The organism is Paracoccus onubensis, from assembly GCF_003591515.1.
Classification (GTDB): Bacteria; Pseudomonadota; Alphaproteobacteria; order Rhodobacterales; family Rhodobacteraceae; genus Paracoccus; species Paracoccus onubensis.
The window spans coordinates 85,782-107,643 of sequence record NZ_QZCG01000007.1 but is presented as its reverse complement, the minus strand read 5'-3'; the positions used below and the strand labels follow the sequence as shown (position 1 = coordinate 107,643).

General features: G+C 61.4%; 22 protein-coding genes. 18 read left to right on the top strand and 4 right to left on the bottom strand.

Annotated features, from left to right (window positions below):
• Positions 1 to 73: 73 nt before the first annotated feature.
• A complete protein-coding gene (locus D3P04_RS11450; RefSeq protein WP_119748948.1) occupies positions 74 to 1,588 on the top strand; it encodes a YifB family Mg chelatase-like AAA ATPase in 1,515 nt (504 codons plus the stop codon).
• 44 nt (positions 1,589 to 1,632) lie between these two features.
• Here D3P04_RS11450 and gshB read toward each other — a convergent pair whose 3' ends face one another.
• The 3 genes from gshB to rsmI all read right to left on the bottom strand — a co-directional run bounded on the left by gshB (position 1,633) and on the right by rsmI (position 4,087).
• Positions 1,633 to 2,586 carry a glutathione synthase gene (gshB, locus tag D3P04_RS11445; protein WP_119748946.1) on the bottom strand — a complete coding sequence of 318 codons (954 nt, stop codon included), beginning with the start codon at positions 2,584 to 2,586 and terminating at the stop codon, positions 1,633 to 1,635.
• A gap of 65 nt (positions 2,587 to 2,651) precedes the next feature.
• The gene (locus tag D3P04_RS11440; RefSeq protein WP_232844988.1) at positions 2,652 to 2,972 is read right to left on the bottom strand and encodes a YraN family protein; all 321 of its coding nucleotides are present in this window, start codon (positions 2,970 to 2,972) and stop codon (positions 2,652 to 2,654) included.
• Positions 2,973 to 3,169: 197 nt separating this feature from the next.
• Entirely contained in the window at positions 3,170 to 4,087 is a 918-nt protein-coding gene (gene rsmI, locus D3P04_RS11435; protein ID WP_119749227.1) for a 16S rRNA (cytidine(1402)-2'-O)-methyltransferase, read from the bottom strand.
• A gap of 142 nt (positions 4,088 to 4,229) precedes the next feature.
• Here rsmI and D3P04_RS11430 point away from each other — a divergent pair, with 142 nt between their 5' ends.
• The 3 genes from D3P04_RS11430 to murJ are packed head-to-tail and all read left to right on the top strand — an operon-like array spanning position 4,230 to position 9,762.
• Entirely contained in the window at positions 4,230 to 5,438 is a 1,209-nt protein-coding gene (locus D3P04_RS11430; RefSeq protein WP_119748944.1) for a penicillin-binding protein activator, read from the top strand.
• A gap of 2 nt (positions 5,439 to 5,440) precedes the next feature.
• Positions 5,441 to 8,233 (top strand): [protein-PII] uridylyltransferase, encoded by a 2,793-nt coding sequence (locus tag D3P04_RS11425; protein WP_119748942.1) that lies wholly within the window; start codon positions 5,441 to 5,443, stop codon positions 8,231 to 8,233.
• On the top strand, positions 8,230 to 9,762 hold the full coding sequence (murJ, locus tag D3P04_RS11420) for a murein biosynthesis integral membrane protein MurJ (RefSeq protein ID WP_119748940.1): 1,533 nt from the start codon (positions 8,230 to 8,232) through the stop codon (positions 9,760 to 9,762). Before D3P04_RS11425 ends, murJ begins: the two co-directional genes overlap by 4 nt.
• A 51-nt stretch (positions 9,763 to 9,813) precedes the next feature.
• On the opposite strand, the gene D3P04_RS11415 is transcribed toward murJ, so the two are convergent.
• The gene (locus D3P04_RS11415) at positions 9,814 to 11,136 is read right to left on the bottom strand and encodes a FliI/YscN family ATPase (RefSeq protein WP_119749225.1); all 1,323 of its coding nucleotides are present in this window, start codon (positions 11,134 to 11,136) and stop codon (positions 9,814 to 9,816) included.
• 98 nt (positions 11,137 to 11,234) lie between these two features.
• On the opposite strand from D3P04_RS11415, the gene D3P04_RS11410 reads away from it, so the two are divergent.
• The 14 genes from D3P04_RS11410 to D3P04_RS11345 all read left to right on the top strand — a co-directional run bounded on the left by D3P04_RS11410 (position 11,235) and on the right by D3P04_RS11345 (position 21,835).
• Positions 11,235 to 11,624, top strand: coding sequence for a FlgB family protein (locus tag D3P04_RS11410; protein ID WP_119748938.1), 390 nt, complete (start codon positions 11,235 to 11,237; stop codon positions 11,622 to 11,624).
• A gap of 11 nt (positions 11,625 to 11,635) precedes the next feature.
• Entirely contained in the window at positions 11,636 to 12,028 is a 393-nt protein-coding gene (gene flgC / locus D3P04_RS11405; protein WP_119748936.1) for a flagellar basal body rod protein FlgC, read from the top strand.
• Positions 12,029 to 12,039: 11 nt separating this feature from the next.
• Entirely contained in the window at positions 12,040 to 12,330 is a 291-nt protein-coding gene (gene fliE / locus D3P04_RS11400) for a flagellar hook-basal body complex protein FliE (RefSeq protein WP_119748934.1), read from the top strand.
• An 8-nt stretch (positions 12,331 to 12,338) separates the two neighbouring features.
• Positions 12,339 to 12,605 carry a flagellar biosynthetic protein FliQ gene (locus tag D3P04_RS11395; RefSeq protein ID WP_119748932.1) on the top strand — a complete coding sequence of 89 codons (267 nt, stop codon included), beginning with the start codon at positions 12,339 to 12,341 and terminating at the stop codon, positions 12,603 to 12,605.
• 3 nt (positions 12,606 to 12,608) lie between these two features.
• Complete coding sequence (locus D3P04_RS11390; protein ID WP_119748930.1) at positions 12,609 to 13,325, top strand: flagellar hook-basal body complex protein; 717 nt, start codon at positions 12,609 to 12,611, stop codon at positions 13,323 to 13,325.
• A 12-nt stretch (positions 13,326 to 13,337) separates the two neighbouring features.
• Positions 13,338 to 14,126 (top strand): flagellar basal-body rod protein FlgG, encoded by a 789-nt coding sequence (gene flgG / locus D3P04_RS11385; RefSeq protein WP_119748928.1) that lies wholly within the window; start codon positions 13,338 to 13,340, stop codon positions 14,124 to 14,126.
• Positions 14,127 to 14,146: 20 nt separating this feature from the next.
• A complete protein-coding gene (flgA, locus tag D3P04_RS11380) occupies positions 14,147 to 14,539 on the top strand; it encodes a flagellar basal body P-ring formation chaperone FlgA (protein WP_182912819.1) in 393 nt (130 codons plus the stop codon).
• 43 nt (positions 14,540 to 14,582) lie between these two features.
• The gene (flgH, locus tag D3P04_RS11375) at positions 14,583 to 15,308 is read left to right on the top strand and encodes a flagellar basal body L-ring protein FlgH (protein WP_119748924.1); all 726 of its coding nucleotides are present in this window, start codon (positions 14,583 to 14,585) and stop codon (positions 15,306 to 15,308) included.
• A gap of 9 nt (positions 15,309 to 15,317) precedes the next feature.
• Positions 15,318 to 15,863: a flagellar basal body-associated FliL family protein gene (locus tag D3P04_RS11370; protein ID WP_232844979.1), complete on the top strand. Its 546-nt coding sequence runs from the start codon at positions 15,318 to 15,320 to the stop codon at positions 15,861 to 15,863.
• A 71-nt stretch (positions 15,864 to 15,934) separates the two neighbouring features.
• Positions 15,935 to 16,906: a glycosyltransferase gene (locus D3P04_RS11365; RefSeq protein WP_182912818.1), complete on the top strand. Its 972-nt coding sequence runs from the start codon at positions 15,935 to 15,937 to the stop codon at positions 16,904 to 16,906.
• A gap of 80 nt (positions 16,907 to 16,986) precedes the next feature.
• Positions 16,987 to 18,243 carry an imelysin family protein gene (locus tag D3P04_RS11360; protein ID WP_119749221.1) on the top strand — a complete coding sequence of 419 codons (1,257 nt, stop codon included), beginning with the start codon at positions 16,987 to 16,989 and terminating at the stop codon, positions 18,241 to 18,243.
• Positions 18,227 to 19,777, top strand: coding sequence for a di-heme oxidoreductase family protein (locus tag D3P04_RS11355; RefSeq protein WP_408634372.1), 1,551 nt, complete (start codon positions 18,227 to 18,229; stop codon positions 19,775 to 19,777). Before D3P04_RS11360 ends, D3P04_RS11355 begins: the two co-directional genes overlap by 17 nt.
• Complete coding sequence (locus tag D3P04_RS11350; protein WP_119748920.1) at positions 19,777 to 20,760, top strand: imelysin family protein; 984 nt, start codon at positions 19,777 to 19,779, stop codon at positions 20,758 to 20,760. Before D3P04_RS11355 ends, D3P04_RS11350 begins: the two co-directional genes overlap by 1 nt.
• A 1-nt stretch (position 20,761) precedes the next feature.
• Positions 20,762 to 21,835 carry a DUF1513 domain-containing protein gene (locus D3P04_RS11345; protein WP_119748918.1) on the top strand — a complete coding sequence of 358 codons (1,074 nt, stop codon included), beginning with the start codon at positions 20,762 to 20,764 and terminating at the stop codon, positions 21,833 to 21,835.
• Positions 21,836 to 21,862: the final 27 nt, after the last annotated feature.

The following is a 21,862-nucleotide window of genomic DNA, read 5'->3' as shown; positions in this document are numbered from 1 at the left end:
AAGGAAAGCCGTCCGTTAACCCTCCCTTAGCACCGCTGCATTAAACATTCAGGCGGATATCGCAGAGGATCTGATGGTCGCAACCGCCTATTCCGTCGCTTTCGCAGGAATCGAGGCTCGTCTGGTAGAGGTGCAATGCGCCGTCTCGGCAGGACTGCCGGGATTTGCCATCGTCGGCCTGCCCGACAAGGCGGTCAGTGAAGCCCGGGAACGGATCAGGGCAGCCTTCAGCGCGATTTCCATCGCCATGCCGAACAGACGGGTGACGGTAAACCTGTCTCCTGCCGATATGCCGAAAGAAGGCTCACATTTCGATCTGCCGATTGCGCTGGCTGTTCTTGCCGCGCTTGAAATCGTTCCGATCGACGAACTCGCCCGCTGCGTCTGTCTGGGCGAACTCGCATTGGACGGGCGGCTCGTCTCGGTCGCAGGCGCCCTGCCCGCCGCCATGGCCGCGGCGGAAGACGACCGGGCCCTGCTCTGCCCATATCCCTGCGGTCCCGAAGCCGCATGGGTCGATTCCGTCCCGGTTCTTGCTCCGGTGAGCCTGCGCGATGCGGTCGATCACCTGACCGACCGTCGCCCTCTGGCGCGCGCGCAACCCGGCATGGTCACCGAAATATCCGAGACGGCCTGCCTTTCCGAGGTGAAGGGACAGGAACGCGCCAAACGCGCCCTTGAGATCGCCGCGGCAGGACGGCACCATCTGCTGATGGTCGGACCGCCCGGCGCGGGTAAATCCATGCTGACCTCGCGCCTGCCGAGCCTGATGCCGCCGCTTGAGCCTGCCGAAGCTTTGGAAACCTCGATGATCCATTCGCTGGCGGGATTGCTGAAGGACGGCGGAATTGCGCGGCTCGCGCCGTTCCGCGAACCACATCACACCGCCTCGATGGCGGCGATTGTCGGGGGTGGACGCGGAGCCAAGCCGGGGGAAATCAGTCTGGCTCATAACGGCGTGCTCTTCATGGACGAATTTCCGGAATTTCCCCGCCCTGTGCTCGAAACCCTGCGTCAGCCGATCGAAACCGGAGAGGTCACGATCGCCCGCGCCAACGCCCATATCCGCTATCCCTGCCGCTTCCTGCTGGTCGCGGCAGCCAACCCCTGTCGCTGTGGATATCTGGCGGATGCGAACCGGGCCTGCTCGCGCGCACCGATCTGTGGCAGCGAATATATGAGCCGGATTTCAGGGCCGTTGATGGATCGGTTCGACCTGCGCCTCGAGGTTCCGCCGGTGCATTTCCGTGATCTCGAACTACCTTCAAGTGGCGAAAATTCCGCCCGGATAGCTGCCCGCGTCGCACGTGCCCGAACCATTCAGGCAGAGCGTTTCCGAGGCCATGATGGGTTGCGTGTCAATGCGGATGCCACGGGACAAATCCTCGATGAAATCGCCAGTCCGGACAGCGAGGGCCGCAGCCTGATCAGAACCGCATCCGAGCGTCTGGGACTGACTGCACGCGGATATCACCGGATCCTCCGAAGTGCACGAACGATTGCCGATCTGGCCGAATCCCAGGACGTTCGCGCACCGCATATCGCGGAAGCAATAAGCTACCGATTGCCGTTTGTTGCCGGGGGCTGATCGCGTGGCAGATCAATCGGGCACCGGGTCCCGCAACAGGCTGGTTATGCCACCCGGTCCGCAGCACGCTTTTCGATCGCCTCCCAGATCAAAGCGGCGACATTTATGCCGTCAAACCGCTCCAGTTCCTGAATGCCTGTCGGCGAGGTGACATTTATCTCGGTCAGCCAACCGCCGATAACATCAATCCCCGTGAAGATCAGGCCCTTTTCCCGCAGAACCGGGCCGATCCGCTTGCATATTTCACGCTCGCGATCGGTCAGCGCGATTTTTTCCGCCCGGCCACCGACATGCATGTTCGAGCGTGTCTCGCCCTGCTGCGGCACGCGATTGATCGCACCCACCGGTTCACCATCGACGAGGATGATCCGCTTGTCACCCTGGGTGACATCCGGAAGATATTTCTGGGCAATCATCGGCTCACGGTTGATCCCGGCAAACGTCTCGAGCAGGGAGGACAGGTTTGGATCGTCGTGACGAAGATGGAACACTCCCGCACCACCGTTGCCGTAAAGCGGCTTGACGATCATTTCTCCATGACGCTCCCGAAAACGCCGGAAATCGGCCGGGTTACGCGAGATCATGGTCGGAGGCGTGAGATCGGGGAAATCCAGCACCATCAGTTTCTCCGGGCAGTTCCGCACCCAGAAGGGATCATTTACGACCAGTGATCTGGGATGTACCCGATCCAGCAGATGCGTCGATGTCACATAGGCCATGTCGAAAGGCGGATCCTGCCGCAGCCAGATCACATCGAATTCGGTCAGATCCACTTCGGTCCAGTCGCCGAATGTCACATGATCGCCGGCTACACGCCGCAAATTCACCGGCCGTCCCCGGACGATGACTTTCCCTTCGTCATAGCGCATCTGATCGACGGTATATTGAAAAAGCCGGTGTCCCCGGGCCTCGGCTTCCAGTCCGATACGAAATGTGCTGTCACCATTGATGTCCACAGACTCCAACGGGTCCATCTGTAATGCGACGTAAAGGCTCATCGCGCTCTCCTGCAGCTTGTCGGTCGCTTGTCACCCGGCTTCAGGTCGGATGCAAGGCCCGGAATTCAGCCGCCAAACGCGTTCTCAATGACATCGATCCGTCCAGAGGCATCAACCAATGCCGCATCGAAGCGCATCTCGCTTAACAGGCCGGCAGATCGATCACCGCAAAATTCGCATGCGGCACGGCAAATTCGGTCCATCTGGCGACGGCTAAGACGCTCTCCGGCGCAGGCATGGCTGCGCGACGATTTCACTTCGACAAAAACCAGACAGTCGCCGATCTGGCATATCAGGTCGATTTCACCGGCCCTGCCGCGCCAGCGCCGGGCAAGAATATCGTATCCTTGGGCATTGTAGCGGCTTGCGACCCGATCCTCGGCCATCTGCCCTGAAATCGCGGCAATTCTGCCTCGTCTCGCACGTCCGGCGGCAATGCGCTTGGACTGCGGCGCCGGGCAAAATTGCACCTTGCCGATATGATCGAGTAATTCGAGTTGACAACCCATCAGCGTCCCTTTCAGCGTCACTGCGCGACGACGGCATGTCGCGCAGCATTCCACAGATACAAATCATCGGAAAATCAGGATTCCCTGTCATCCACGCCCTTCTGAGCGGTAAGATCAATGGCGGCCTGATAAACGTCCCGCCGACTCAGACCCAATTCCGCCGCCACATCACGCGCGGCATCCTTGACGGTCATGGTCCGGAGTTTCTCTTCCAATGCGGCCTGTACCGTCCCGGCATCAGCCATGACAGGCGCCGGACGATCAAGAACGACAACGACTTCCCCCTTGATGCCGTTCAGCCGCGGGTCGGAAAGCAGTTCTGCCGCCGTCCCTCGAATCACTTCTTCGAATTTTTTCGTCAGTTCTCTGGTCACGACGATAATCCGATTCGGCTCGATGTCGAACAACTCTTCCAACATGTGGTTAACGCGTCGCGGGCTTTCGAACAGGATCACCGTCGCGTCGATCATGGTCCATTGTCTCAGCCAGCTCGCCCTTGCGGATTTACCCGTGGGCGGAAATCCGGCGAAAAGAAAGCGGTCGCTGGGCAGCCCGGACAGGCTGAGCGCCGCCAAAGCCGCCGAAGGTCCCGGAACCGCATGCACGCGGCTTCCCTGCATGGCCGCATCGCGCGCAAGCCGAAATCCCGGATCGGCGACAAGCGGCGTCCCCGCGTCGGAGGCATAGGCGAGGCTCCGCCCCTGTCGCAGGGCCGCCATGATAACCGGCCGCTGACGGTCCGCGTTATGATCGTGATAGGCGATGATCCTGCGCCCGCGCAGCGGGATGCCGTGAATATCCATCAGGTGACGCATCACGCGGGTATCCTCGGCCGCCAGAAGCTCGGCGGAATTCAACACATCAAGGGCGCGCAGGGTAATATCGCGCGCGGTCCCGATCGGCGTTGCGACCAGATAGAGACCGGGCAAAAGAGCTGCCGCCTCGACATGGGCGGGAATCCGGCGCGCCGGTTCGTCCCGGCCGGTTCTCATCGCCGGTTTCACGCCGGATTTTCGTTCGCTCACGGGTCACTCCTCTGGCTGATGCGGGCCTGCGCGCGATTGCCATTCGCAGGCGATGGACATAGTTTGCGCTTAATCCGCCGTTATCCAGTCTACAGCAGGGAAATTCCACATGTCCGCAATTATCACAACCCGGAGACCGAACCTTCTCCGCCGTGCCGTCTTGCGCGCGGGTGCGATCCTGAGTGTGGTCGCAATCGCCGCATGTCAGCCCAGCGGCGGCAATGTCGGTGCGGTCGGTCCTGAGTCCGGCCAGATGATCGATCCCGGCCAGCCCGTCAAGGTCGCCCTGCTCGTACCCGGCGGCAGCGGAAATCCAAATGTCGAGGTTCTTGCCCGCAGCCTCAAAAACGCCGCACAAATGGCGGTCGCCGATGCGCAGGGGGCAACGATCGATCTGAGCATCTATGATACCGGCGGGGATACAGCGAAGGCCGTGGCGCAAGCGAATGCCGCCGCCGACGCCGGCGCGAAGATCATCGTCGGACCGCTTTATGCCGAGGCGGCAAATGCGGTCGGCAGCGCCATGGCGCCGCGCAGCATCAACGTGCTGTCATTCTCGAATAACAGCGAGATCGCCGGCGGCAATGTCTTCGTCATGGGCACGAATTTCTCGAATGTCGCCAACCGGCTGGTGAGCTATGGCGTACGGCAAGGGAAGCGCAATATCTATGTCGTGGCCGAGAACGACGTTGCCGGCCAGATCGGCGGGCGCGCCATCGAGACGGCAATCGCGCGCAATGGGGCGCGTCTTGCTGGCCGCAGCAACCATCCGGTGTCGATCACCGGGGTCGACGGGGTAACGCCGCAAATCGCGCAGGCGGCGAAATCCGGTCAGGTGGACGCCATTTTCATGACCGCCAATCATGCCGCGGTCCTGCCTTACCTGACCGAGAAACTGGCTGCAGCCGGCGTCACCTCGCAGGTCACGCAATTCATGGGGCTGACTCGCTGGGACGAGCCTCGCGCGCGTCGCGGGATGCCTCAGCTTCAGAACGGCTGGTTCGCCATTCCCGACCAGAATTTGATCCAGCAGTTCAACGCACGTTATCAGGCGGCTTATGGCGAAGCGCCGCATGATCTGGCCAGCCTGTCCTATGATGCCATCGCCGCCATCGCATCGCAGGTCCGCGCCGGAAACCGAAATGCCCTGACGACCAGCGGGCTGACCCGGTCCTCGGGCTTTGCCGGCGTGGGCGGCGTCTTCCGGCTGCGGGCCGACCGCACCGCCGAGCGCGGGCTGGCGGTGGCCACGATCCGCAACAGTCAGCTTGTCATCCTTGATCCGGCGCCGCGCGGCTTCGGCGGTTTCGGCTTCTGATCTTGACCAGAACGGCTTCTGAAAGCGGCATACAAAGCGCCCCGGCATTGCCCGGGGCGCATGCGATATTCGACCCTGAAAGCTTCCTTCCGCTGCTTGATGAGGCCCTGTCGGGAGTGAAGGAGCCGCGCGACATCCGGGCAACGACGGTGGCGCGGCTCGTCGACGCGCGGAATTCGGCAATGGATGACATCACGGCGGGATTCCAGGGTCATCCCCGCGCGGCACGCGAAACCGTGCGCGCAATCGCCATGTTGACCGATGGCGTCGTCACCGCGATCCATCACGTCGCAACCACCTATCTGCATTCACAGCACGCGTCCTCGGAAGCGGAGCGGCTGGCCATTCTGGCCGTTGGGGGTTATGGCCGGGCCGAAATGGCACCGGGATCCGACGTCGATCTGCTGTTTCTGACACCCTACAAAATTACGCCCTGGGCCGAGAGTGTGGTCGAATCCATGCTGTATATGCTCTGGGATCTGAAATTGAAGATCGGCCATTCCATCCGCACGATCGACGATTGCCTACGCCTGGGTGCAAGCGACATGACGATCCGAACCTCGCTGGTCGAGCATCGGCTGATCGCTGGTCATGCCGCGCTGGCACATGAATTGGGCGACAGGCTGTGGTCCGAGCTTTTCGAAAAGACCATTCCGCAATTCGTCGAAGCCAAGCTGGAAGAACGCTCTGCCCGCCATCAGCGTCAGGGCGGGCAGCGCTACGTCCTCGAGCCCAACGTCAAGGAGGGCAAAGGGGGGCTGCGCGACCTGCAGACACTTTACTGGATCGCCAAATACATCCACCACGTCGACCGCGCCGTCGAACTGGTGGCGATGGGCGTATTCACCCGCGACGAGCATCTGGCCTTCTGGCAGGCCGAGGATTTCCTGTGGGCGGTACGCTGTCATCTGCATCTGATTGCGGGACGCCCCGTCGATGTGCTGTCTTTCGACATGCAGGTCGAAGTCGCCAGCCGAATGGGTTATTCCGATACGCGCGCCCGGCGCGGCGTCGAGTATTTCATGCAGGATTATTTCCGTCACGCGACGCGAGTGGGTGAACTGACCCGCGTATTCCTGACCGCGCTCGAGGCGCAGCATGTCCGCTCGGCCCCGTTCCTCGGCAGATTGTTCCGCAAACGGCGCAAACTGAAGGCGGGCTTCGTCGATCATCATGGCCGGCTGGCGATCCAGAACGAAGCGGAATTCACCGCCGATCCGCTGAATATCCTGCGCCTGTTCGAGGAAGCACTGCGCACCGGGATCCTGATCCACCCGGACGCCATGCGGATTGTCGCGGCCAATCTGGACCTGATCGACGACACCATTCGCTCGGATCCCGAAGCGATTCGCATCTTCATGGATCTGCTGCTGAAACATGGCAATCCGGAACGTTCTCTGCGGCGCATGAACGAACTTGGCGTGCTGGCCGCTTTCATCCCGGAATTCGAACCCGTTGTGGCGATGATGCAGTTCAACCTGTATCATCATTACACGGTGGACGAGCATTCCATCCAATGCGTCGCCGCCCTTGCCGAGATCGAACGGGGCGAGCATCCATCGGACCTGCCGTTGTCGAGCGAGATCATGGAAGCCGGCGTCAATCGCCGCGTCCTTTACCTGGCCACGCTTCTGCATGATATCGGCAAGGGACGCCCCGAGGATCACTCGATCCTCGGAGCCCGCATCGTCCGCCGCATCGCCATCCGTTTCGGCTTCTCGGCCGAGGATGTCGAGACCGTGGAATGGCTGGTGCGAAACCATCTGTTGATGTCGGATGTCGCGCAAAAGCGCGATATTTCCGATCCGCGCACCCTGCGCGATTTCGCAAAGGCGGTAAAAACCCGCAAACGTCTGGACCTGCTGCTGGTTCTGACGACCTGCGATATCCGCGGCGTCGGACCGGGTGTCTGGAACAACTGGAAAGCGGCGCTTTTGCGCAAGCTTCATCTGGATACCGCCACCATCCTGGAAAACGGCATGGAGGACCTGAATCGCGACAGGCGCCAGAACGAGGCGAAACGCTCCTTGCGGCATCTGCTGATCGCCAAGGGATGGGAAGCGCGGGAGATCCGCGCCGAGATCGGGCGGCATTACGACAATTACTGGCCCGGCCTGCCGACCGAGACCCAGGCGGTATTTGCCGAATTGCTGCAGGAAATCGGTGCCGATGAAATCCGTATCGACCTGCATCCCGATACAGACCGGGACGCAACCCGCGCCGCCTTCGTGCTGGCCGACCATCCGGGAATATTTTCGCGGCTCTGCGGGGCATTGACCCTGATGGGCGCGAATGTCGTGGATGCCCGGACCTATACAACCCGGGACGGTTACGCGACGGCGGTCTTCTGGATACAGGACGCCGAGGGGCATCCCTTTGCCGAAGACCGCCTGCCCCGGTTGCGCCAGACAATCCTGCGCACGCTCAGCGGTGAAATCGTCGCGCGCGAGGCCTTTGCCACTCGCGACAAACCCAAGAAGCGGAATCGGGAATTCCGCTTTCCCACGCATGTCACCTTCGATGACGAGGGCAGCGACATCTACACGATCATCGAGATCGATACCCGGGACCGCCCCGGCCTGCTATATGACCTGACCCGCACGCTCGCGGCAAATCATATCCAGATCGTGAGCGCCGTGATCGCCACATATGGCGCGCAGGTGGTTGACAGTTTCTACGTCAAGGACATGTTCGGCCTGAAGCTGCACAGCGAGGCCAAGCGCAACTCGCTTGAGAAGAAACTGCGATCGGCCATCGCGGACGGTGCGAAACGGGCAGAGGACAAGAACGCATGAAATCAGGACTGATGCGCGGATTCCTGTCGGTCGGGATCTGGACCTTCGTCTCCCGCGTGTCGGGCTTTGTCCGCGACATCCTGATGGCAGCCTGGCTGGGAACCGGCCCGGTCGCGGAAGCCTTCCTGATCGCGCTGTCGCTGCCCAACATGTTCCGCCGCTTTTTCGCGGAAGGCGCGTTCAATACGGCCTTTGTCCCGATCTTCTCGAAGAAGTTGGAGAACCGCGCCGATGCCCAACGCTTTGCCGCCGAGGCATTTTCCGGGCTGTTATCGGTGGTACTGGTCCTGACCGCGATTGCGATGATCTTCATGCCGGTGCTGGTCTGGCTGATGGCTGCGGGCTTTGCCGGAGACGAACGTTTCGCGCTCGCGGTCGAATATGGTCGGATCACGTTCCCCTATATCCTGCTGATCTCGCTGGCGTCCATGATATCGGGCGTGCTGAACGCCAATGGCCGCTTCACCGCCGCGGCGGCAGCGCCGGTCCTGCTTAATCTGCTGTTCATCATTGGCATGGGCCTGGGCCGGCTGCTGGGCTGGGATCTGGGTCTGACACTGGCATGGGCGACGCCGCTGACGGGTATCTCCCAGCTTGCGCTTGTCTGGTGGGACGCGCATCGCAACGGCTGGACATTCTTTCCGCGCAAGCCGCGCCTTTCGCCCGATATGCGCCGCCTGCTGGCCGTGGCGCTGCCGGCCGCCTTCGCGGGCGGTGTAGTGCAGCTTAACCTTCTGATCGGCCGCCAGGTCGGCTCGCGCTTCGAAGGCGCGATCGGCTGGCTGTCCTATTCGGATCGCCTTTACCAGTTGCCCCTTGGTGTCGTCGGAGCTGCCGTCGCGGTGGTCCTGCTGCCCGAACTCGCCCGCCGAATCCGGGCCGAGGATCACGCGGGCGGACAATCCGCCTATTCCCGGGCCACCGAATTCGGCCTGTTCCTGACCCTTCCCGCCGCTTTCGCAATCGCCGTCATCGCCGAGCCGATGGTTGCGACCCTGTTCGAACGCGGCCAGTTCACCGCCCATGACACCAGTCAGACCGCGAAGGCGCTGGTCGTCTATGCGCTTGGCCTGCCTGCCTTCGTGCTGCAGAAAATCCTGCAACCGCTTTACTTCGCGCGCGAGGATACCCGCACACCTTTCCGCTTTGCCGTAATGTCGATGGTGGTGAACGCGGCCATCGCCTTTGGGCTGATGCCGCTGATCGGCTTTCTTGCCGCCGCAATCGGCACCACGGTCGCGGCATGGGTGATGGTAGGCCAGCTCTGGTGGGGTACCCGCGCCATGGGACAGGCTGCCCGCGCCGATGCGCGCCTGAAACGCACCGCTCCTCGCATCATTGCCGCCGCCGCATTTATGGCGGTTGCCCTGTGGTTCATGGAGTTCTGGATCGAGTCGGTCGGAATGGGGCGCGGCGCAGGACTGGCGCTTCTGGTCTTCGGCGGGGCGGCCATCTATTTCATCCTCAGCTTCGTGACCGGAGCCTATCACCTGTCAGAACTCAGGGCGGCCATCCGACGCGGCAAATAGGCCCACAGGTCCCGCCATCACATCAGATCCGCATCGCAGATGCGTATTTCATCACCTTCCGGCAATCGAAGGCTTCCGCAATGCCACCGCCAAAGCGGAAAAGCTTTCGGCGACGGAAGGGCAGGCTCCGGTAACGAAAGCATCCAGATGAGGATAGAGCCGCACAGCCTCGTCAAGCTGTGGATCCGATCCGGCGGCATATAGTCCCGAACGGATCATCAGCTCGGATTCGGCATATGTCCCCAATGCCTTGCGCGCATGCGCGATCATGGAATTTTCCGTCTCGCTCGCGGCATCGGGCAGCGCCCGCGACACCGAGCGGACAACATCCACCGCCGGAAAACGACCGCGCTCGGCGATAGCCCGGTCAAGGATCACATGCCCGTCCAGCGTTCCGCGAAGAATATCGGCGATCGGCTCCTCCATATCCGAGCCTGCCACCAGAACCGAGAAAATTCCCGTGATATCCCCGCTGCCCTCTGCCCCGGGCCCGGCCCTTTCCGCCAGCGCCATGATCAGATTGGCCACCGAAGGCGGGAAACCGCGATAGCTCGGAGGCTCTCCGGCGGCGAAGGCGATTTCGCGGTGTGCCTCTGCGAAACGGGTGATCGAATCTGCCAACAGCAGCACATGACGGCCCTGATCGCGAAAATGCTCGGCCACGGCCATGGCGGCCCATGCACATCTGCGCCGTATCAAAGGCGAGCGATCCGACGTCGCTGTCACGATCACCGCCCGCCGCATGCCCTCCGGGCCAAGCGTTTTCTCGACGAATTCCCGCAATTCGCGCCCGCGCTCGCCAATCATGGCAATGACCACGATGTCAGCCTGCACATTGCGGGCCAGCCGGGACAGCAGGCTGGATTTTCCGACGCCCGATCCCGCGAACAGCCCGATCCGCTGTCCCCGCACCAAAGGCAGCAGCGTGTCGAAGACCGCAAGACCCGTCGCCAGACGCGCGCCCAGCCGTTTGCGCGCGATTGCGGGAAGTGCCTCGCAGCGGAACGGGCGCGGCGCGGCGCCTCGCGGTAACGGCCGGCCGTCCAGCGGTTGACCAAGGGGGTCGATGATTCGTCCGATCCAGCTGTCGCAGGGCGAAATCTCGGGTGCGAACAGCAATTTCACCCGGGCACCGATGGAAAGCCCCTCGGGTTCGCCTTCGGGCAGAATCTCTGCGAACGACTGTCGCAATCCCACGATCTCGCCGCCGATACTGCCCGATTGCAGACCAATGCGTACCCGATCGCCGACCGAAGCATAGGCATTCAACCCGGAAACGCAGATTACCCCGGCCCGGATCGAACGCACGCGCCCATAATACGTCACGGGGGTCAGCCGTTTCAGTCTTTGGGTCAATGTGGCGATTTTCTGCATTCTCATATCCGATTCAACTGCGACGGCCCCGCGCATCGAAACGGTTTTTAAACCTCTGCCGGTTAAGACCGGGTTTATCGAGACAATGGAGAACGCCAATGTTCGAAAGAATCGAGTTGATGAGTCTGGCCCGCGCGTCGACCAGCCACGCGGCCTTGCGTAACGCTGTCGTGGCCCGGAATATCGCCAATGCCGACACGCCCGGCTTCACGGCACGCGATCTGCAACCTTTTGCAGAAAGCTACCGTCAGAACCACACTGCACCACTTCGCCGAACACGCGCGGGCCATATTCCGAATCCGGCATGGTCGCCCGGCCCTGCGCGTGAATTACAGCCCGAAGCCGAGGCTTCGCCCAATGGCAATACGGTCTCACTTGAAGAGGAAATGTTCAAACTGGCCGAGGTCAAGCGCCGGCACGAACTGTCGGTAGGCATCTACCAATCCGCATTGAACCTGATGCGAACCAGCATCGATCGCCGCAACTGAAGGAGCCGGACATGACCGAACTGATTTCTCCCCTTAAACTCGCCGTGTCCGGCATGCGCGCTCAGGCCGAGCGGCTTCGCTACACAGCCGAAAATATCGCGAATGAGGACACGCCCGGCTATCGCCGCAAGCTGGTTTCTTTCGAAGAAGCGACCAGCTTCGGCCAGCCGACCGGCGCGATCGAAGCATCGCGCACATGGCTGGATCAAAGCGAATTGCCGCGGAACTACGATCCCGTCCACCCGCTGGCCGACCAGCAGGGATATTACCTGGGCTCGAATGTCGATCTGATCGTCGAGATCGCCAATTCGCGCGAAGCCAGCCGCAGTTATGACGCCAATCTCCGCGTTTTCGAGCAGACGCGGCAGATGAACGCCTCGCTGCTTGAACTTCTGCGCCGCTGAAAGGACCTTTCATGATTTCCACATTGAATGCCGCCAGTGCCTATTCCTCTGCCCGCCCGGCCATCGCGCCGATGCAGGATGCCGGATCCGGAGACCGGGTCGATATCGGCACCGCCGCTCAGGAATTCGCGGAACAGATGCAGCAATTCGATCAGGCGGCAACTGGCGCCTTGACCGGATCGACAGGCACGCATGAACTGGTGCAGGCCATCGCTCAGTCGCAGCTTGCGATGGAAACAGTGGTCGCGGTCCGGAACAAGATTGTCGAATCCTATCAGGAAATCCTGCGGATGCCGGTCTGAGGCAGGACATGACAGAACACCTGCTTTTCGACATGATGCGTCAGGCTTTGCTGATCGCAGTCCGGATCTCGGCCCCGATGCTTGCGGTTGCCCTGATCGCGGGCATGGCCATTGGGCTGTTTCAGGCATTGACCTCTATTCAGGAAATGACACTGACCTTCGTGCCGAAAGTCGGGCTGATGCTGATCGTCTTCTGGGTCACGATGAGCTTCATGACCACCACGCTGTCGGATTTCTACACCATCGAGATCATTCCACTGATCGCGGGAAGCTGAACCATGGACAACGCGATTTACACGGCCCTCACCCGGCAATCCGGCCTCGTGAAAGAGATGCAGGCTATCGCCAACAACATCGCCAATGCGAATACCAGCGGATTTCGCCGCGAAGGTGTGATCTTCGCCGAACATCTCGCCTCGCTCGATCGTCAGGGGGTGACATTGTCGATGGCCCATGCACGAGGCCGCCTTGTCGATTTGCGCCAGGGGGTGCTGACCCAGACAGGCGGCCTTTTTGATCTTGCGGTTGAAGGCGAAGGATTTTTTATGATCGAGACACCCGGCGGCAACCGGCTGACGCGCGCCGGTGCCTTTCTGACCTCCCCCGAAGGAGAGCTGGTGGACCCCGACGGCCACCGCCTGCTGGACGAGGGGCAGGCGCCGATCATTGTTCCGGATGGTGCCGGAGTGATCACCGTCGGACCGGACGGCACCTTGTCCGCAAACGGACTGCCTTTCGGACGCATCGGGGTATTCGCGCCGCCCGATCCGGCGGAACTGACCCATGACGGCGGCACCGGTTTCTCCTTCCTGTCAGAGCCGGAGAGCATCGAAAACCCAAACATACGTCAGGGCTTCCTTGAAGAATCCAACGTGAACCCGGTTTCCGAGATCACCCGGATGATCGAAGTCCAGCGCGCCTATGAAATGGGTCAGACCCTGCTTGAACGCGAGGATCAGCGGATCCGCAGCGTCATCATCGCCATGAGCCGATAAGGAACCACCACGATGAGAGCACTTCAGATCGCCGCCACCGGAATGAGCGCGCAGCAAACACGGGTCGAGGTCATCTCGAACAATCTCGCGAACATGTCCACCACCGGCTACAATACCCGCCGCGCCGAATTCGCCGATCTGCATTATCAACAGGCGATACGCCCGGGCAGCGTGACCGCTTCGGATGGAACAATTGTGCCCGCCGGTGTGCAGCTTGGCCTTGGCGTGCGGCCGACCGCAGTCAGCGTCATCCTGGCTCAGGGCAGCCCAGTCGAGACCGGTGGCGACCTGGATCTGGCGATTCAGGGTGAGGGTTACCTTGAAGTCACCCTGCCCTCGGGCGCCTCGGCTTATACGCGTGACGGAGCATTGAAACGTTCGCCCGATGGGCTGATCATCACCTCTGACGGCTATCCGGTCGTGCCCGGAATCACCATTCCGGAGGATGCCAGTTCTGTCTCTATCAGCCCTGATGGCGAAATCTATGCCTTCTTCAGCGACCGGCCCGAGGAGCCCGAACTTCTGGGGCAGTTCACGCTGGCCGGTTTCACCAATCAAAAGGGCCTCGAAGCGATCGGTTCGAACCTGTTCCTTGAAACGGGCGCTTCCGGTCCTGCCCGGGTAACGACCCCCGGGCAGGACGGGCTGGGCACGGTCCTGCAAGGATATCTTGAGGAAAGCTCGGTAGATGCCGTGCGCGAAATCACTGAACTGATCAAGGCGCAGCGCGGATATGAACTTAATGCCAAGGTCATCACCGCAGCAGACCAGATGCTGGGCGCAACCGTGCAGGTCCGCTGATGCGTATTCTGGCATGGATAATGGCAGCCCTGTTTCCCCTGCCCTCTCTGGCCGCTGATTTCGTGGCGGCGCGCGACCTGCCGGCGGGTACCGTCATCATCTCGGCGGATCTGCGTCCCGCCGAGAATACCCAGAAGGCCGATGATCCTTCGCCTTTCATCGGATTGGAAACGCGCGTAACCGTCTATGAAGGCCGGCCCGTACTGAAAAAGCTGTTGCGTGTACCGACCCTGATCGAACGAAATCAGATCGTGCGCCTGCAATTTCGGCGTGGCGAGGTTTATATCGCAACCGATGGCCGTGCGCTGGAAGACGGGAGCGCCGGTGACCTGATCCGTGTGCTGAACCAGGCCTCGCGCAATACGATCACCGCACGGATTCAGCCTGACGGAACCTTGCATGTTGCCCGGTAGCCCATTTTCGCCGTGTCGTTTTCCTGCCCGCAAGGACAATCTCATGAAGAAATCGCTTTTTCTTTGTTTCCTTCTGACTCTGGTTGCATGCAATCGTGTCGGCCATATCGGCCGTCCCCCGGCTCTCAGCACCCCGCGCGAGTCCGGCGAATTCGAGGCAATGATCAATCCGCCGCTCGACATTCCGGTAGATTCGGGCCGTCCCGAAGCCTCGGCCTCATTGTGGCAAGGGGCGCGATCGTCGCTGATCCACGACCGCAGGGCATCGGCGCGGGGCGATATCCTGACCGTCGTCATCAAGATCGACGACCGTGCGGAAATCAGCAACAGCTCGGGGCAGTCCCGAAATGCATCGGAAGATCTTTCGATCCCGGATCTCGCGGGCATTCCCCAGCGCCTGGCCCCGAAACTGCCCGAAGGCGCAAGCTTCGACGAGTTCGCACAGCTCGACTCGTCGTCAAGCTATCGCGGGGCAGGAAATATCTCCCGGCGCGACAAGCTGACGCTGCGGGTCGCGGCCACCGTCATTTCGACCCTGCCCAACGGCACGCTTGAAATCGAGGGGACGCAGGAAGTCCGGGTCAATAACGAATTGCGTGAATTAACGGTGAACGGCTTTGTCCGGCCCGCCGATATCGGCCGCAACAACGAGATTGATTACGATCGCATCGCGGGCGCGCGCATCTCTTACGGCGGGCGCGGTCATATCACCGATGTGCAGCAACCGCGCTATGGTCAGCAAATAACCGACATCCTTTTACCGTTCTGAGGTCCGCGAATGCTGAAAAAGAGTCTCATGATCCTTGTGCCGCTGATCGCTTTCGCCGCGGGCGCCTTTGGCGGTTTGCAACTGAAACCCGGCAAAGAGATATCGCAAGCCGGCCATGACGGCGGCGAACATGACAGTCGCGCGGAGCCGACGAATGATCACAGCGATAACGGGCAGATATCCGGAAAGCCTGATGGTGGCCATGATGCAGATGAGCAAGCCGCCAAAGAGCCACCCGAAACCTTTACCTTTCCAAGCCAGTTCTTCGTACCATTGGTGCGACGTGGAGATTCGGACGGCATGATGATCATGACGATATCTCTGCAAACCACCCATGAGGAACTCGAACAACTGGCCCGGCAGGAACATCGGCTAAGGGATATCCTTCTGCGCCAATTGCTGATCATCGCCAATACCGGAGGTTTCGACGGTAATTTCACGACCGAAGGGCGTCAGCGATCCCTGCGCAAGACATTGCTCGAGGCGCTTCAGGGAAATTTCGGCGAGAATGTCACCGGAATCCTGATCGAGGATATCGCCAGGCAAGGCAGATAAACGGACAAGCCCGCTTGCAAGCCCGGGCAATGCGCGGCAACACTGGGATACCGACCCCAAACCGTGCTGTCATGTCCCGCTCCGAACACGTTACCCTTCTGCTGGCCAGCTATCAGGGCGAGGCCTATCTGAAGCAGCAGCTGACCAGTCTTGCGGCACAAAGCCATCCCGATTGGTCGCTGATCGTCGGGGATGACGGTTCCCGGGACCGAACTGCGGCGATCGTGCAGGAATTCGCGGCAACGCAGCCGGCCGGCCGGGTCACCATGATCAAGGGGCCGCAAGCAGGTGCAACACAGAATTTTCTGAACCTGCTCGAAGCCGCCCCCTCGGGGACCGCCATCGCTTTCTGCGATCAGGATGATGTCTGGCTGCCGCATAAGCTTGAACATGCCCTGGAGTTCCTGCGGAAAACCGAAAGGCCGGCGCATTACGCCGCCAGAACGATCATATGCGACAGCAATATGACTCCGTTGACGCACTCGCGCCGCTTCACGCGCCCGCTGGGATTTCGCAACGCATCGGTTCAGGCCTGCATGGCGGGCAATACATCGGTCTTCAATCCGGCAGCCGCTGAATTGCTGAAAGCCGCTGCCCCTGCGGCACGCGCCATGCGGATATTATCGCATGACTGGTGGGCTTACCAGATCACGTCCGGCGCGGGCGCGGCCCTTTACCACGATCCCCGTCCCGCTCTGTATTACCGGCAGCACGGCAGAAGCGAGGTCGGCCGCAACGATACGCTCCGCGCCATGGCAGCGCGTGCGGTAACGCTTTTTGCCGGTGATTTCGGCGAATGGCTGGCACGCAATCATCAGGCGCTTCGGGATGCCCCCATACCGTTTACCAGTGAAAACCGCCATCTGCTGGACCGTTTCGAAGACGTTCTGATCATGCCGGGGCCAAAGGCCGCGAGACAAATCGGCAGGCTCGGCCTTTACCGGCAAACCCGAGCGGGAACGGTTGCCTTGATTGGTGCCGCACTGGCCGGACGGTTACGCGCAGGCAGTTCGGAAGATCATGAAAAGCATTGTCATGATTGACTTTTCTTAGACATTTGATCAGGAATAAGATGGCCGGCTATCCGCAAAGGCGGCCCGGCCAGCCAACAGGAGAGTTCAAGATGAAAACCACCTTTGTCGCCGCCTCGCTGGCTTGCTCGGTTGCATTGCCGTCCTTCGCCGGAGAACCCGAAGTCGTCGCGACTTATATCGATATCGCTCATGCGGCCTATGAAGACAGTCTGATCAAGGCGAAGGAACTGCAATCCGCCGTGGACGCCCTGCTGGCCGAGCCATCCGAGGACGCTCTGAACGCCGCCCAGGATGCATGGATCGCCGCCCGGGTGCCTTATATGCAGACCGAGGCTTACCGGTTCGGAAATCCGATCGTCGACGATTGGGAGGGCAAGGTGAATGCGTGGCCACTGGATGAGGGCCTGATCGATTATGTCGACGCATCCTATGGGGGCGCGACTGATGAAAACGAATATGCTGCCCTGAACGTCATCGCCTCGCCCAGCTTTACCCTGTCGGGCGAAGAGGTGGACGCGGCCGAAATCACCCCGGAACTTCTGTCAGAGACGCTTCAGGAGGCAGACGGGATCGAAGCGAATGTCGCCACCGGTTATCATGCGGTGGAGTTCCTGCTGTGGGGACAGGATCTGCACGGGACCGAAGCCGGCGCTGGCGAACGGCCATGGACGGATTACGCCACGGATGACCAATGCACAGGCGAGAATTGCGACCGCCGCGGCGCTTATCTGAAAGCCGCCACCGATCTGCTGGTCAGCGATCTGGAATGGATGGTCGCGCAATGGGCAGAGGGCGGAGAAGCCGCCGAGGGGTTGAAAGCCGATCCGAAGGCTGCGATCTCGGCCATGCTGACCGGCATGGGCAGCCTGTCCTATGGAGAATTGGCGGGCGAGCGGATGAAACTGGGCCTGATGCTGAACGATCCCGAGGAAGAGCATGACTGTTTCTCGGACAATACCCATGAAAGCCATTTCTACGACGCGATCGGCATCCAGAATGTCTGGCTGGGCAAATATACCCGCGTCGACGGAAGCGAGGTCAGCGGCGAATCCCTGCATGATCTGGTCGCCGAAGCCGATCCTGGGGTCGCCGAGGCAGTCACGGACGGTATCTCGTCTTCCGTGAACAAGCTTCAGGCAATCTGGGATGTGGTCGATACAGGCCAAGCCTATGATCAGATGCTGGCCCGCGACAATGCGGAGGGCGAAGCGCTGATCATGGCGGCCGTCGATTCACTGGTCGCACAGACCCGGGAAATCGAACGCGCCGTCAATTCACTGGGATTGCAGGAGATCGGGTTCGAAGGCTCGGACAGCCTCGACGATCCTGATGCCGTGTTCCAGTAAGTATCTGGCGGCGATGGCGATGCTGATCGGCATCGCCGCTCCTGTCGCGGCTGATGCCCCTGTCCTGACCGATCTGCATCTGTCGGTTGTCCCACGCAGCCAAGGCGAGGCGAAGCGAATCTCTGCCGTAACCCGGCTGACCGACGATTTCTCGGCTCCCGAGAAATTCGAAGCGAAACCGGCAGGCGCGGCAACCGTGCGTCTGCGCGATGACGCGGATGCGTTTTCGCTGCCGTCAGAGAATATCTCCTTCGAGCGAGAGCTTGATTTCAAGGTCGGAAACGGGCTGTTCCGCAAATTATGGGTGTCCTCGCCCTCTTCCACGCTGGCATCTGACGGGCTTGGTCCGCTTTACAATTCGCGTGGTTGCCAGAATTGCCATCTCAAGGACGGTCGCGGCCATCCGCCCGGACCGGATGAGCGTGGCGGCTCGATGTTCCTGCGATTGTCGGTTCCGGCGGATGATGCCGCAACAACCGAAATCGAGGAATATCTGGCCGGTCTCGGGCGTGATATGACGCGCACCCGCCCCGATCCGGTCTATGGCGACCAGTTGCAGGAACTATCGGTGCAGGGAATCTCTGCCGAAGGACGAATGCGGATCGACTATACCGAAACCACGGTCGAACTTTCGGGTGGCGAGAAGGTGAAACTGCGCAAGCCCATCTATGCTATCGATGATCCCGCCTATGGTCCGCTGCGCGACGATCTGATGATCAGCCCGCGCGTCGCGCCCCAGATGATCGGGTTGGGATTGCTGGAGGCCGTGCCCAGCGATGATATTCTGGCGCTTGCCGATCCCGACGACGCGGATGGCGACGGGATTTCCGGACAGGCGCAGATTGCGTGGTCGTCACGGTTTGACGCTCCGATGCTGGGCCGTTTCGGCTGGAAGGCCGGAATGCCGACGATTGAAGAACAATCGGCAAGCGCCTTTTCGGGCGATCTTGGCATCTCGAATCCCTTGCATCCCGCAGCCTGGGGCGATTGCAGCGAAACTCAGACCACCTGCCGCAGGGCGCCGCATGGCGACGGCGACGCGCGGGGGACCGAGATCGACACAGAGGGGCTTGATCTCGTCACCTTCTACAGCCGCAATCTGGGTGTCCCGCCCCGTCGCGATCCGGGTAACCGTCAGGTCCTGCGCGGCAAGCAGGTCTTCTACCAGACCGGTTGCGCCAATTGCCATCATCCGAAATTCGTCACCGCCCGGCTGACGGACCGACCTGAACAAAGCTTTCAACTGATCTGGCCCTATACCGACATGCTGCTGCACGATATGGGCGAGGGGCTGGCCGATAACCGGCCCGAAGGTCTGGCGAATGGCCGTGAATGGCGGACTGCCCCACTTTGGGGCATAGGCTTGACGAAACAGGTGAACGGGCACAGCCTGTTCCTGCATGACGGCCGCGCCCGTTCCCTGCTGGAAGCTATCCTGTGGCATGGCGGCGAGGCCCGGACCGCGCGCGACAAGGTCCTCAGAATGCCACCCGAAGACCGTGCCGCCCTGATCCGATTTGTGGAAAGCCTGTGATGCGCAAACTCGCCCTTCTTCTCGCCCTGCTGCCGCTGCCTGCCGCTGCGGGAATTCAGGAAACCATCGACACGCATATCATGCCCGCAGCCGAAACCTTTTCCGCAGCCACGAAAGCGCTGGCCGATGCTGCGGCGAAGGATTGCACCTCCAAAGCATTGCATCAGCCTTATCAGCACGCGTTCGACGCATGGATGGGCCTGTCGCATCTGAGTTTCGGGCCGCTTGAGACCGACGGTCGCGCGCTGGCGATCGAATTCTGGCCCGATCCACGGGGCATGGTGGCCCGCACCGTCGGCGGAATGATTGCCGATGCCGATCCGGCCGTCGACGATCCTGCGCAATTCGCCGCTGTCTCGGTCGCCGGGCGTGGCTTCATGGCTCTTGAGCAGCTGCTTTATGACGATGATCTGTCGAGTTACGGACCGGATGATTACGCCTGCCGCTATGTTCAGGCGATCGGCGGCGATCTGAATCGCATGGCCGGTGATATCCTGGCCGACTGGTCCGATCATACCAGGCTGATGACCGACGCCGGCGCAGACGGGAACACACATTACCTGTCGGAAAGCGAAGTCACGCAGACATTCTACACCGCCCTACTGACAACGCTTGAATTCAACACGGATCAGCGGCTTGGCCGCCCGCTGGGAACGTTCGAACGCCCCCGCCCGACCCGCGCGGAAGCCTATCGATCCGGGCGTTCGCTCAGGAACCTCACCCTGTCGCTTTCCGCATTGCATGATCTTGCCGGAACCATGTTCGGGGCCGACATGCCGGTGACCGGTCGCAGCTTCGAAACCGCGCTGGAAACTGCCGGCTCGCTTGACGATCCGATATTCGCAGGGGTCAAGGAACCGCAATCCCGGCTCAGGATCGAGATCCTGCAACAACAGGTTCATGCGATCCGCGATGCCGTCAGTGCCGAGATCGGTGGAGAACTGGGGCTTTCGGCAGGATTCAATTCGCGGGATGGAGACTAGGATGCGCCGCCGAAATTTCCTTGCCGCACTTCTTGCAGGTTCCGCCGTTCCGCGCCTGTCATGGGCCGATGCGGGCAGTCCCGCCATCCTGGGCGCGGCACGCGAAGCGGATGGCGGCTATGCCCTGTTCGGCATCGCTGCGAATGGGGGCGACTGTTTCCGCATCCCGCTGCCTGCTCGCGGCCATGCCGCCGCCGCCCATCCAACCGCACCCGAAGCCGTGGCCTTCGCCCGCTCGCCGGGCAATTTCGCCGTGGTGCTGAACTGCGCCACCGGTGAGGTGCTGGCGCGGCTAACCGCGCCCGAGGGACGGCATTTCTACGGGCATGGCACCTTTATCGCGGATGGCGACATCCTGTGCACCTCCGAAAACCACTTCGAGACCGGACAGGGGCGTATCGGCCTGTGGTCGCGCAGCGAGGATTGGCGGCGCGTGGGAGAAATCCCGACCCACGGCATCGGACCGCATGAGATCAAGCATCTGCCCGGGGATATCCTGGTCGCCGCGAATGGCGGCTATCGCAACCATCCCGACCGCCCAGGCGTCAAGCTGGACGTGCCGGACATGCGTCCCAATCTCGCCTATCTCCGCCCCGATGGCGAATTGCTTGAGAAAGTGGAACTCGGCGATGATCTGCGGCTGAACTCGATCCGCCATATCGCACTTGGCCGCGACGGGCTTGTGGCTTTCGCAATGCAATGGCAGGGGGATCCGGCGCTTGGAATGCCGCTGATGGGCTTGCATCGCCGTGGCGAACCCGCCGTTCTGGACCGGATGCCGGTCTTCGAGGCCATGGCGATGAAGGGCTATGTCGGCTCGATCGCCTTCAACGCCCAACGGACCCATGTCGCAATCAGTTCCCCGCGCGGCGGCCGGGTGCAGATATTCGACGATACCGGCCACCATCTGCGCAGCATCACGCGCGAAGATGTCTGCGGGATCGCCCCGGCGGCGCAGGGGTTCTTTCTGTCGGACGGGCTGGGCGGGCTGATAGAGACGGGCGAAACCATGCGGCCACTGGCAAAATATCCGGGCCGCTCATGGGATCATCATCTGGTGCCGGTGATGGCCTGACCGGCATCGGGCAGGCGCCCGAGCCCC